The organism is Rhodococcus wratislaviensis, assembly GCF_900455735.1.
In the GTDB taxonomy this organism is placed as follows: domain Bacteria; phylum Actinomycetota; class Actinomycetes; order Mycobacteriales; family Mycobacteriaceae; genus Rhodococcus_F; species Rhodococcus_F wratislaviensis.
Window position 1 is genome coordinate 863,469 of sequence record NZ_UAUI01000001.1, and the last position, 12,823, is coordinate 876,291.

Below are 12,823 nucleotides of genomic sequence, written 5' to 3' on the forward strand. Positions count from 1 at the left end.
GGTGAGTCGAAACGGCGAGATGCCCTTGCGTGCTGAAAGAATTGGACTTCTCACAGAACCAGTTCGATCGACACGAAGGGCATCTCTAGGGTGCAACTATCCCACACCCACCCGGTGACGGCCTCGGCGTTCGACGACCGCAATCTCCTCGCCGAGGCCGGACTGATCCCGGTCCTGGGGTTGGCTCAGGACTGCGGCCTCGATGACCTGGCAGACGAGCATCTGACGCTGCCCACCGACAAGGGCGCACACGCGGGCCGGAAGGTGACCGCACTGGTAGCGGGCATGGTCGCCGGCGCCGACAGCATCGACGACATGGCGCTGCTGCGGCACGGCGCCATGCCCACGGTATTCGACCACCCGTACGCCCCGTCGACGCTGGGCTCCTTCCTGCGGACGTTCTCCTTCGGGCACGTCCGCCAACTCGACGCCGTCGCCACCCGTTTCCTGTGTGGCCTGGCCGAACGAACACCGCTGGTCGATGGGCCCGAAGTCGGTGGGCGGATCCTCGTCGACCTCGACGACACCATCGTCCCGGTGCACGGGCACGCCAAGCAGGGTTCGGGCTACGGATATACGGGGGTCCGGGGGTTGAACGCGCTGATCGCCACCGCCACCACCGACGGGCGGGCACCGGTGATCGTCGGCCAACGCCTGCGCCGCGGCGGAGCCGGATCCCCGCGCGGGGCAGCACGGATGGTCACCGACGCCGTCGCTACCGTCCGCCGCCTGCACCCGCACACACCGGGCGGGGTGCTGGTGCGGGCCGATTCGGCGTTCTACGGGCACAAGATGGTGTCCGCGGCGATCCGGGCCGGGGTGGATGTGTCGGTCACCGTGCGGATGACGGCGAAGGTGAAAGCTGCCATCGCCGCCATCGACGAGACGGCGTGGACACCGATCGAGGACACCGACGCCGTCTACGACGAACCGAGCGGCCGGTGGATCTCCCGGGCCGAGGTCGCCGAGATCGACTTCACCGCCTTCACTCGACTCGCGTCCGAACGGACACCGGGACGGTTGGTGGTGCGCCGCATCCCTGACCTCAATCCCCAGGCCGGGGACGGGCAGAGCGCCTTGTTCGATACCTGGCGGTTCCACGCGTTCTTCACCACTACCGACCCGGCGATGCTGGACACGGTGACCGCCGACAAGGTTCACCGCGGGCACGCGATCATCGAGCAGGTCCACGCCGACCTGAAGAATTCCGCGCTCGCGCACCTGCCCTCGGGACGGTTCGCCGCCAACAGTGCCTGGCTGGTACTGGCGGTGATGGCGTTCAATCTCACCCGCGCCGCCGCCATCACCGGCGCACGGCTGGCCAAGGCGACCACCGCCACCATCCGCAGGACCCTGATATCTGTCCCGGCCCGGATCGCGTCCTCGGCCCGAACGTTGACCCTGCATCTCCCACAGCGGTGGCCCTGGGAAAACGAATGGTCACGACTGTTCGCATCCACGCAGCGACGAAAACCGCAGGCCATCTAGTCCGTCCCGCCGCCTCCGGCCCGACCCGAAAAACCCAGTGGAACAATCCGACACACAGGTCGGGCGATCACCCACACCCCGACAGCCCATCAATGGCCACAACCGAACCCATCACCCGACCCGCACCACATCGGTGGATCCGGGCTTAGCCGTGCGCAGGCCACGGGCGGGACGGTGGCGGCCAGTCGTATCAACCGGTGCAGCATCCCCTCGGCCAGTAGGCGGGCTAGATTGATTCCGTGGCGGTCGTCGTAGGTAAAGCCCCGATAGTCCGACAACAGCCCTTCAGGGTGTTCGGCGGCGATGGCTGCGCCGCCGAGCGTGGACCGGGACCGGTCGACCCGACCGCGACGGTGGCCGATTCCAGGTCGTCTGCCGGGGTCGGGCCCGGTGGGCAAACTTCATCGTCAGCACCAGCTCACGGCCTGCCACCGTGATCTGCGCGAGGTGCCGATCGGCGGCCGATAGTTCGGCCATCACCGCCATCCGCGGTGGTACCTCTACCTCGGTGATCCGCAACCGGCTGGCCGGTCCCCCACCGCCGCGGCAGGCGCGGGCGGCGAGCTGACGTCGCACGCCCCGGACGAAGCAGCGACAGAAGTCAACTGGTTCAGTCGCCGTCGCCAAAACCCTGGTGGCCGGGTCAAATCGAACCGCAGTGCCGTGATCGCGCCCCCCTGGTACGCCAGGATCCGCAGCGTCGCCACCACCTGTGCCGTCGCCACCCGCGTAACCCACGACGGAACGTAAACCCGGTCCGGATAGATGGGGTTACAACCGAGGCGGGCCTTCGCGACCAAGTCCAGCCGCCACCCCACCCAGATGTCGACGTCGTCGAGACCGACCGGCTCGCCTGGCGTGCAGTAAGCCGACAGCGCCGCCGATTCTGCGTCTGAATGACAACCTGACTCCATCGAACACCAACCCCGCTCCGCGCGGGAAGGCATGGGCGAGGCGCATGAGGTTGTCCCCGCAACAGTGCAGGAGACGCCGTTGCCCGGGAACTCAGAGACCCGAAGCGCGAGATCCCGGGCACGACGGCTCATGGCTGGATCGGCGGATGATAGGGAAGCGTCAACGACAGGAGGGTCAGAAGCCCGAGAATGACTGGGGCGAGGGCAAGCAGATAGAGGAAGGTGAAACCGACGATGTCGCGCGCTTTGAGTCCTAGCACTCCGAGCAGCGGGAGCATCCAGAAGGGATTGACGAGGTTGGGGAGGACCTCTGCGGCGTTGTAGATCTGCACAGTCCAGCCGAGGTTGACGTGTAGATCGTTCGCCGCCTGCATGACGTAGGGTGCTTCGATGATCCACTTGCCCCCGCCGGATGGGACGAGGAACCCCAGGACGACCGAGTAGATGCCGAGCAGTGCGGGAAATAGGACCGGTGAGCCGACGCTGGTGAAGGCGGATGCCAAATAGTGCGAGACCGTGTTGCCGTCGCTGTCTGCTGCTTTGGTCATGATCGCGGCGATGGCGGCGTAGAACGGAAACTGGATCAGTACACCGGCTGTGGCCGGCACGGCCTTGGCTACCGCAGCGACGAACAGCCGTGGGCGCCAGTGCAGGAGCATTCCGAGGGTGAGGAAGAGCAGGTTGTAGGTGTTGAGCCCGGAGATTGCGACGATCGGATCTTTCGCTGCGAACTCTTGGATCGCCCAACCCGCGGTCAGGGCGACCACGACCAGGGTCAGCAGCGGACTGTACTCGAGCCACTCGCCCGGGCGGCTGCGGGGCTGGTGGTCCTCGATCGGGTCGTGGGGATCGATTCCCAGGTCACTCGCGGTGCGGACGACTGATCCGCGGGGAGCCGAGCGATGCGCGACAATCATGCATACAGCGATGATGATCGCCGCGAGCAGCAGTGATTGCCAGGAGAAGATGGTCTCTCGGAAGGAGATGACACCTGTGATGGGGAGGAGAGTGGGTGGGATGCTGGCGGGGTTTGCCTGAAGCTGGGCGGCCGATGAACTCAGTCCGAGCGCCCAACTGCCGCCTAGTCCCAGATAGGCCGCTGCACCGGCGGCGCGGTAGTCCATTCTCAGGCCTGCGCGCTCGGCAAGTCGCCGGACCAGCAGAGCGCTGAAGATCAGGCTGAATCCCCAGTTGAAGAGCGCCGAGACCAGGCTGACGAAGGCCACCATGACGATGGCTCCACGCCCGGTCTTGGGGATCAGCGCGATACGGGTGGTGAATCGGGCCACCGGCCCCGAGGTCGCGACGACGTAGCCGCCGATGGCAACCATCGCCATTTGCATGGTGAAGGGGATGAGGTCCCAAAATCCGTTGCCGAAGGTCCTTGCGACGACGGCAGGGGTGGCTCCGATACCCATCGCGGCTATCGCAACGGCAGTCACCGTCAGCAGGGCGAACACAAGTGTGCTGGGGAACCAACGCTCCGAAAAATTCGACGAGCGAGTAGCGAAGCGCGCCAGAAGACCTAGCTGTGGTTCCTCTGTATTGGTCTGTGATGCAAGTGGAATGGACTCGTCAGCCATGATTTTGCTCATGTGGGGCTCCGTTGACGGTGGGTCGAGTTCAGGAGACGGGATGCAGTGCCGCGTCGTAGACGAATGCGGCGGATGTGAGGTCTGCCAGGCCGCTGCCGACAGCCTTGAACAAGGTGATCTGGTTGTTGTCCTGACGGCCGTGTACTTCGTCCCGGCACAGCTGCGAAAGGGTGCCGGGATTGACTTCGGCGTCGAGGATTCCAGCGGCGATCGGTTGGGTGAGGTCGCCGGATTCCTCGAGTGCGACAGGGGTGTCGACGTACACGTTGCTGCGGATGATGCACTGGTCGTCGGATTCGCGCATGTTGGGGCGGAAGCTACCGATGAGGTCGAGGTGGGCCCCTGGCTGGAGCCACTGTCCTCGGATGATCGGTTCGGTGGCGAGGGTGGCGCAGGTGATGATGTCGGCGCCGGCCACCGCGGATGCGAGGTTGTTGACTGTGTTGGCGTGTATACCTTTCTGGCGCAGGTTACCTACGAGGCGCTCAGCGTTCGGGGCGAATTGGTCGTAAATGAGCACCGTCTGGATGTCGAATACGCTGAGGTAAGCCTCGGCCGCGAGACTTCCGACGTGGCCGGCACCGACGATCAGGTGGGTAGTGCTGCTTCGGCGTGCGAGGTATGAGGCGGCCAAGGCGGATGTGGCGACCGTGCGTCGGCGTGTCAGTTCGTTGCCATCGATCACGGCCAGATGCTCTCCGGTGGTGGAACTGGCGAGGATGAAGGCGGACGATAAGGCGGGGCGACCAGACTCCGTGTTACTGGGGAAGACGTCGACCAGTTTCACACCGAGGTATTTCTCGTCCCAGGACGGCATGACCAGAAGGGATGCGTCCGTGGCTTCGTCGAGGGTGTGATGGTGTCGATTCGGCGTGGAGGCGCCGCGGATGAACCCTTCACGGAGTGCAGGTATGAGGTCGTCGAATGCCAGCAGGGTCGCAGTGTCTTCGGCGTTGATCGTCAACATGTTGCAGTCTCCTGATTGTCGTCAAGCATCGAGGGTGAGGTCGGATAAGGGCATTGCTTGGCAGGTGAGGCACTGGTCGGTGGCGAGGTCGTCGTTCGTCTTGACCAAGTGGGCGACCTGGCCGGAGAGCACGCTGATCGCGCAGCTCTCGCATTGGCCGAGGCGGCATCCGCTGGGGAGCGCGACGCCCTCTCGTTCGGCGAATTCAAGTAGCGTGCCGTCGGATCTACGCCAGGTCAGTTCTTTTCCGGATCGCGCGAATCGGATGGTGGCCTGAGCGTCATCGGAAATGGTGACCTCGGCGGGTGCCGAGTGAAACTTTTCGGCGAAGATGTCGAATTTGGGGACTCCGCGGTCGACGAGACCGTCGATGAGATCTTGGAGCATCTCTTCGGGTCCGCAGAAATAGAATCGTGCTCTCCGACGGATCAGATCAGCGTCGATGTGCTCGGCACGAACTCGGCCTCGGACGTCGTAGTGCGTGCCTTCGCTTTCGTCCGAGTCGGGCCGACTGTAATGGTTGATGACTCGCAGATTTGGAATTCGTTGCTGCAGTGCACGAATTCGATCCGCGAAGACGTGGCTATCTCGATTGCGGCTGCCATAGTGCAGCACCACTTCCGGTGAGTGGTCAAATGCGCAGCCGGCCAGGGTCTCGAGATAGCTGAGGAACGGGGTGATGCCGATCCCCGCTGCGATCAGTACCACTGGTTGCGCGATCGCGGTGGGGATGACGAACAGACCGGATGGAGCAGAGACGTTGACGGTGGTCCCGGTCTGAAGTTGCTGGTGGATAAACCCGGAAAACTGCCCACCAACGACGTGCCGGATCGCGAGCGTGTACGCCTTACGGTCGGTGGCGGTGGCCGGCCCGGTCAATGAGTAGCTTCGGGACAACGCGGCTTCACCGTCCATCAGCGGATGTGACACCGTGATGTGTTGTCCCGGTAGAAAGTCTGGGAGAGGCCGCCCGTCCGATGGTTGTAACGTCAGGGCGCGCACCTCGTTACTTTCGGTATGTGTTGCCGTGACGACGAAGGGCACGGTTCCCGTCCATGTCTCAGTGGGTTCTGGTCTGATGTCGCAGCAGGCCGAACGCATCGGTACCGAGCCGCTGATCGGGTCGTTCTGCTCGTCGTCGATAAGAAGGTTGTAGTTACTACCTCGCGTGGCGACCGGGTCGAAGCCTGGCAAGCCGAGATCCGTGCCTTCTTGCCACCACCCGTACTCGGCGACGACGACACGTGGGTGCAGCGACGAGTCGAGGCGGGCGCGCATACGGACCTCTGAGTTACGGGTGGACAAGACCACCCATTGGCCCTCCTCGATTCCGCGTCCAGCTGCCAACTCCGCGCTGATGTCGACAGTGGGGTCCGGCGATCGCTTGCGCAGTGAAGAGATTCCGCGGTGTTGACTGTGACAGAAGTAGCCGTTCTTGGCGCAGGTCATGATGAGTGGATATCGGGAATCTTGTGATTGCACTGGATGTTCGGGCACTGGACAGTATCCGTGTTCGGCCAGACGCTCCGAGTAGACCTCGGCGCGACGCGTAGGCGTGGCGAAGCCTGTCACACCGCCGTCGGCGTCCGGGGAGGCGTACTTGCGGTATCGAGTGTGTAATGGGAGATCGATCCCGCCAGGGTGGCGGCGGAGTTCTTCCACGGTGAGACCGAGGGGGGCGAGCTGATAGTTCCACGCCGAGACGATGTCGCCACCGAAGAACTGGTCGCCCATGCCCAGTCGTTGAGCGAGGTCGAAGATCACTTCGGTATCGGATCGGGATTCGCCGAGGGGTTCGAGCATCTGCGGACGCAGCTGAATGTGCTCCTGCGCGCGTTCGCTGATTTCCCATCCGACCTTGACCGCTTCGTGCTCCCACGGGGTGTTCACCGGCAGAACGATGTCGGCATATTGAGCGGTGGGATTGAGGAAGAGGTCCACGTGAACGAAGAACTCCAGGCTCTGCAGTGCCGCAGCCGTCCGACGAGGATCGGGCTGCGTGACCACGAGGTTGGCGCCGAATCCCACCAACGCGCGCAGCGGGTACGGCCGACCGGTGAGGATGGCGTTACACAACTCGCGACCGGAGACCCATCCTTGTGCCGGGGGGCCGAGCGGGTGCTGATCGAGTCCGAGCGCCTTCGCGCGCTGACCGGGATCGCATTGATCGACCCCGGTTACGGCGTTGACCGGATGCTTGGGCAAGATGACATTCCCGCCTGGCGCGTCGAAGCTTCCGGTGAGCGCATACAGGCTCGCGATCGCCCGTTCGGTTTGTGTCGCGTTGGTGTGCTGACCTACACCGGACCAAGCGTGATAGGCGACCGACTGCGCCTGGGCGAGTGCGTCGACGAACGACAGGAGCGCCTTCTCGTCTACGCCGGTAGTGGCGCAGGTGCGCTCGAGCGACCATGACCGACATGCCGCGGCGTACCGCTCGAACGCCGGAACACATTCGACGTCACCGGCCAACGTCGAGATCGGGCGTCTGCCGAAAAGAGCGAACCGGTCGGCGTGAGCAGCGGCGAAGCGGGTGTCATAGGGCACCGGCCTTCCTGCCTGCTCGTCCCACACCACATAGCCGTCCAGGCCCGGTGCCAAATCGTCGGCGAGCAGGAACCGCCCCGTATCCGTGCGGACAAGCAGCGGTCCATTACTCCATGCGCGCAGAAACGCACCGTCGTGCCCATTGCGGTCGATCAGAAGGCCGGCGATCCCCAGGGCCAGGGCCGCGTCCGTTCCGGGCAGGACCCGCAGCCAGTGATCAGCCTGCATCGCACTCGTCGAACGGCGAGGGTCGATCACCGCTACAGCCGTGCCCTTGCTTCGGGTGTCGGCCAGGGCAGCGGACTGCGCCAGCCATGACTTGGCTGGGTTGTGGCCCCACAGGATGGCAAGATCTGTTGCTGCCCAGTCGGCAGTGGGCAGGCTGGTACCGAAAGTGAAGGCGTGAGCCCAATCTTTGTGCCAGTTGCAGATTTCCGTCGAGTAGCAGGTGTTGGGGCTGCCGAAGAGGCGGATGAAACGCTCGACCCAGTCGATCGAATCGGACATCGGAGTTCCGCTGGGTGAGGTCACGGCGAAGGCCACGGACTCGGGTCCGTTCTCGTCGCGGAACTGCCCCAGTTTGGCCGCGATCTCACTCATCGCCTCGTCCCAAGCGATCTCCTCCCACTGTGGATTGGGGTCGGACTTCGGACTGGTGCGACGCAGAGGCCGCGTCAATCTCTGCGGGTTGTGCACGATCTCTGGAGCCGCGCGCCCCTTGGGACACATCGCGGCGCCAGTCGGGTGAGCCGAGTCCGGTCGGACGCCAGTCATGGCGCCGTCGTCGATCTTGTAGACGGCCCCGCACCGGGAACGACACAACGTGCAGTAACCCCGTACCTCTGACACTGCTACTCCTCCGTTCCAACCGGTAACCGGTTACCGCCTACCGGCTGCGTGGTAGGAATAGAGTGCTATGTCACACCAGTAAAGTCAAGGAAAACGTGAAGAGGAGGTGACGAATGGCTGACCCCGAAATCGGACCGCTGAGATCCACCACACTGCGCGACCGAGTACTCGAAATCGTTCGGCAGGCGCTGGTATCCGGCGAGATCCGACCGGGTGACATGTACTCGGCAGCAGCACTGGCCACACGTTTAGGCGTGTCGAGCAGCCCAGTACGCGAAGCTCTACTCACCCTGGTCAACCAGGGACTGATGGAACCGGTGCGCAATCGCGGCTACCGCGTCGTTCCCATGAGCGACCAGGACCTCGACGAGGTGTACCAGATGCGGATGCTCCTAGAGGTCCCCGCAACACTCGAAGCGGCGGAGAACGCCACCGTCGACGACATCGCTCAGCTCGAATCACTCGCCCACGACATCGAAGCTGCGGCACGCGATGGCGAAGTCGTCACCTTCCTCGACGCGGACCGCCGCTTCCACCTGAGCCTCCTCACGCTCTGCGGGAACAAACGCCTCGTCGCCACCGTCGCCGCACTGCGCGACCAAACGCGTCTGTACGGACTGGATGACCTGGCAGAACGCGGAGTGCTCGCCGACTCTGCCAGCGAGCACCACGAAATTGTTGCAGCTATCCGAGCCAAGAATACGAGTGGACTGGACACGCTGATTCGTGCGCACCTCCGCCACGTACGTTCGGATTGGGCAGGCGCCGGCGAGCCCCCGACGAAGGACACTTCAAGTCGACACTCCCCCGCCGTGTGAAACCCTCGAGCCGACCTGCCCCCTCGTGCGACATGCGTCAACTTGAACGTCGGCGCACAATAACCCCGCAAATACGGCGACGACGAGTCTTGTCCCCGAGCACTTCTAGCTGTCCACCGCGTAGAGAATACTGACCGCGGCTTCGGCCGAGCCGCTTCACAGTGTCACTCGCTAGAGGTCGACTCCGTTGCCCGTCAGCCACCGCGCAGGAGTGAACCACGGTGCATTGAGGTGGTACTCCTTGCCGAGAGCATCCGATGACCGTTCCGCGGTGGTCGGCATCGGCGTGGAGCCAGGTCACCGCGAGGTCGGCACGTTGGTGCACGAGTGGTCGGCTCGTATCCGCAGGTCGGGCACGTGCGAGACGTAGGCGCGACTACGGTGATCTCCTGCGTGACCGGTGCGATGTCCACCCTTCGCTTGTTCAGATGCCCATAGACCTTGGTGCGCGGCACTTTCAGCATGTCGGCGATCTGCGCGACGGTGTGATCGCCTGCGTCGTACGGCGTTGAGCGAGTTCGATCTGGCCGGGGCTGAGCTTCGAGGGTCGGCCACCCTTGCGGCCGCGGGCCCGGGCGGCGGCGAACCCGTCGCGAGTATTGGCGCCGTTTAGCTCGCGCTGGAACTCGGCCAGGACCGACAGCATCCCGAACATGGCGCTGCCCTCGGCGGTGGCAGTGTCGATCCCCTGCTCGAGCACCTTCAGGCCGATGCCGCGCCCACGCAGGTCGGCGCCGAGCGAGATCATGTGCAGCATCGACCGACCGAGCCGGTCCAGCCGAGTGCTCACCAGAACCGGTAGCGACATGTCAGAAACGTCGGGGTGGGTGACCGCACCTGAGCGACCGCTGTTTCTGGCGGCGCAGGTGCGAATAAGCGATTGCTTAGTAGACCCCGAACAAACGAGACCGTCAAGGTTCTTGTCGACAAGAATATTTGGGTTTATGGTCGAGAGAATTCCCCTCGTGATCGAAGTCTTGGCCCGCACCGGACGAAAGAGAGAAACCCGTGAGATCTCGAACCGCATTGCTCACCGTGGCCGCGCTCGGCCTGTCATTGCTCACCGCGTGCGGTGGCCGGGACAGCGCCAGCTCCAACACGCTGCGCATCGGCTACATCGCTGGCAGCGCGGCCAGCCTGCCAGACATGATCGCCAAGGAGCGCGGGATCTTCGAGGACGCCGGACTGAACGTTCAGTTCGTCAACACCGACAGCGGTCCCGGCCTCGTCAACCTGCTGCTCTCCGAGAGCGTCGACGTGACGTGGGCCCCGACCAGCAACGTGCTGGCAGCGACCGAGAAGGTGCAGATCGTCGCGGGCACCGTACGCAGCTACGGCTTCGAACTCGTACGTCGCAAGGGATTCGCCGACAGCTCCACGAGCCTGTCCTACCCCGACAACCTCCAGGCCCTGGCCGAGGGACGCGTCGGCATCTCGGCGACGGCCAGCTACGCCCAAGTGATGGCGGAGGGCATGTTCAACGAAGCAGGTGTCGCGCCCGGCAACCTCGACTTCCTCAGCGTCGGCGTCGGGCCCACCTCGCGCGGTGCCCTCAAGTCGGGCCAGGTCGACCTCCTGATGGCGAACCCGGTCACCGCCGCGGAGCTACAGGTCGCCGGCGATGGCGATCCGGTGATCTCGACCCTGGACATCCCCGCGCTGAAGAACCTTCCCGAGGCCGCCTACGTGACCAAACGCGGCATCTCCGAGGCGCAGGAGGAGAAGGTTGCGAAGTACCTCAGGGCGGCCGAGGAGGCGATCACATGGGCGCAGTCCGAGTCGAACATCGAGGACTTCGACGCGCTCCTCACCCAGGTGTACGGCCTCAGTCCCGACGACGCCGAGGCAACGGCCGAGCGTTACAACCCCGGCGAGGGAAACCTCATCGGTGAGTACGGCCTTAGCTTCGACCAGGGCGGATTCGACGAGCTCGTCGCGATCCTGCTGAAGGGCAAGTTGCTGACCGAGAAGGTCTCGTACGACGAGGCCACCGCGCTGATCGAACCGAGGTAGCCACCACGAACGCCGTCGCGCGCGATTTCCCCGGGCCGGTTCTACCGGCCCGGGGATCGCGCGTGTCCCGGGCTGCCACAGTCCGGCGAGAGGGCGCATTACGATGACATCTCGAAGTTCCCCTGAGCGCTGGAGCGACCCGAGTCCCCACCGTCCGATCTGCCGAACCATCCATCACGCCAGGAGCATCATGAGTCGACCAAAAACCCCGGACACTCCCGACCTCTCGCCTCTGCTGCTTCCCCAGGACTCGCTGATGCTGGCAGTGGAACAAGCTGTTCTCCGCAACAGCAACTCCGCCCCGGTCGCGGCATCGCTGCCCGAGCAGATCGCGGCAAAGCTCGCGGGCGTCATCACCCTCGACCTACTTCACGCCGGACAACGCCTGCTGGAGCAGGACATCAGCGCCGTGCTCAACGTCAGCCGGGCACCGGTCCGCGAGGCCCTTCGCATCCTGGAGCGCGATCGTCTGATCGAGTTCCAGCCACGTCGAGGTGCCCTGGTCACCGAGCCGGACGCGGCTGAGTTGCGAGACATCTTCTTCGTCCGCAGCACGCTGTTCTCCGTGCTCCTCAAAAATCTCATGGACGAACGACCGGCCGACCTCGAAAAGGTGTTCGCCGCCCACGTGCCCACGCTGCGCGCTGCCTCTGAGCAGTCGATCAATGACTACGTCGTTGCCACCTTCCTGCTCAACTACGCCATCGCAGATCTCGCGAGCAACCGTCTCCTGGTCGACATGCTCAAGTCCATCTCGCTGCGGACGCTGCGCTACGTGCGCCTGGGTCTCGCGGCGAACCCCAGCGCCGCGCCCCACATGGTGGAGACCTGGGAGGCCTTGCACGAGGCCGTCGCCGACCGTGACGACGATCGCGTGATCGAGATCGCGTCCGGAAGGATCACGGAGATCCGCGACTTGTCGGTGCGCGCCCTCGAGGCTCACCGGGCCTCCGTCGCCAGCGGGCCCACTACCTCATAGCGGCAACGGGCTCGGGCGGGAGTGACGGAGCGGGTGGGCGCAGCCAGCCGCCCGGCCACACATAAGGATAGTGACTCCGACCAGGGATATCGCGGCAATGCCGAGGGCGGAGATGAGCGAGAGGACGATCGCTCCCCGGAGTTGAAGCAGATCTCCTCGATATGTACGTCGGTGCCCATAGCGAAGAGCGCGGCGGCGAAGATCGCGACCTGGGCCTGTCCGATGACCCCGACGACGGCGACGGCGGTTCCGAGCCTGGGGATGGTGCGCTGCCAGCGTGAGGAAGTCGCCGAGGGAGCCGCGTATGCGGGTGCCACTTCGCCGAATGGCATGCAGCGATCGGGTCAGGTCGAGACCGGCCGGCGGGACCGCGATCAACCGTCCGTCACGCGGTTCCTGCCGCACGGTCAACTCGCTCAGCACGGCGGCGTACTCACCCGCGCCGACCGCCACCTTGACCGCTGTATTCGAGTGCAGTGAGACAACCAGCACAAGTCGATCGTGAGCAACCGGAAGGCTTCGCAGATCGCTGGGAACGTCGGGTGATTCGATGAATCCCAGGTCTCTCTCGCGCGCACGCAGTGCCGCGAGATAGACCTTGCGAGTTGGCAACGCGCAGCTGCACTCGCGGCCAATCTCCACGTCGACGGAAC

9 protein-coding genes and 1 pseudogene are annotated in these 12,823 nt (G+C 64.5%); 4 read left to right on the forward strand and 6 right to left on the reverse strand.

All coding sequences use genetic code 11. The features are described from left to right. Positions 1 to 90 precede the first annotated feature (90 nt). Positions 91 to 1,488 (forward strand): IS1380 family transposase, encoded by a 1,398-nt coding sequence (locus DTA22_RS03915; protein ID WP_037229702.1) that lies wholly within the window; start codon positions 91 to 93, stop codon positions 1,486 to 1,488. 164 nt (positions 1,489 to 1,652) lie between these two features. On the opposite strand, the pseudogene DTA22_RS36640 reads toward DTA22_RS03915, so the two are convergent. The 4 genes and pseudogenes from DTA22_RS36640 to DTA22_RS03930 form a co-directional block, all read right to left on the reverse strand. Next, positions 1,653 to 2,402 (reverse strand): annotated as a pseudogene (locus tag DTA22_RS36640) (transposase); the annotation flags it as partial. Positions 2,403 to 2,530: 128 nt separating this feature from the next. After that, entirely contained in the window at positions 2,531 to 3,997 is a 1,467-nt protein-coding gene (locus DTA22_RS03920; protein WP_167344023.1) for a short-chain fatty acid transporter, read from the reverse strand. Positions 3,998 to 4,025: 28 nt separating this feature from the next. After that, positions 4,026 to 4,964, reverse strand: coding sequence for a bifunctional Delta(1)-pyrroline-2-carboxylate/Delta(1)-piperideine-2-carboxylate reductase (gene lhpI, locus DTA22_RS03925; RefSeq protein WP_037229698.1), 939 nt, complete (start codon positions 4,962 to 4,964; stop codon positions 4,026 to 4,028). Between the two features lie 21 nt (positions 4,965 to 4,985). Next, a complete protein-coding gene (locus DTA22_RS03930) occupies positions 4,986 to 8,360 on the reverse strand; it encodes a molybdopterin-dependent oxidoreductase (RefSeq protein WP_037229696.1) in 3,375 nt (1,124 codons plus the stop codon). Positions 8,361 to 8,473: 113 nt separating this feature from the next. Between DTA22_RS03930 and DTA22_RS03935 the strand changes: the two genes are divergently transcribed. Beyond that, positions 8,474 to 9,178 (forward strand): GntR family transcriptional regulator, encoded by a 705-nt coding sequence (locus tag DTA22_RS03935; RefSeq protein WP_052032991.1) that lies wholly within the window; start codon positions 8,474 to 8,476, stop codon positions 9,176 to 9,178. A gap of 457 nt (positions 9,179 to 9,635) precedes the next feature. Here DTA22_RS03935 and DTA22_RS36645 read toward each other — a convergent pair whose 3' ends face one another. Then, positions 9,636 to 9,986, reverse strand: a complete 351-nt coding sequence (locus DTA22_RS36645) for a recombinase family protein (protein WP_235214265.1) — start codon at positions 9,984 to 9,986, stop codon at positions 9,636 to 9,638. Between the two features lie 200 nt (positions 9,987 to 10,186). Between DTA22_RS36645 and DTA22_RS03945 the strand changes: the two genes are divergently transcribed. Further along, on the forward strand, positions 10,187 to 11,191 hold the full coding sequence (locus DTA22_RS03945; RefSeq protein WP_112298540.1) for an ABC transporter substrate-binding protein: 1,005 nt from the start codon (positions 10,187 to 10,189) through the stop codon (positions 11,189 to 11,191). A gap of 190 nt (positions 11,192 to 11,381) precedes the next feature. Beyond that, on the forward strand, positions 11,382 to 12,170 hold the full coding sequence (locus DTA22_RS03950; protein ID WP_112298541.1) for a GntR family transcriptional regulator: 789 nt from the start codon (positions 11,382 to 11,384) through the stop codon (positions 12,168 to 12,170). Here DTA22_RS03950 and DTA22_RS36650 read toward each other — a convergent pair. Continuing rightward, on the reverse strand, positions 12,165 to 12,812 hold the full coding sequence (locus DTA22_RS36650) for a LysR substrate-binding domain-containing protein (protein WP_322789932.1): 648 nt from the start codon (positions 12,810 to 12,812) through the stop codon (positions 12,165 to 12,167). The two genes, DTA22_RS03950 and DTA22_RS36650, sit on opposite strands and share 6 nt — an antisense overlap. Positions 12,813 to 12,823 lie beyond the last annotated feature (11 nt).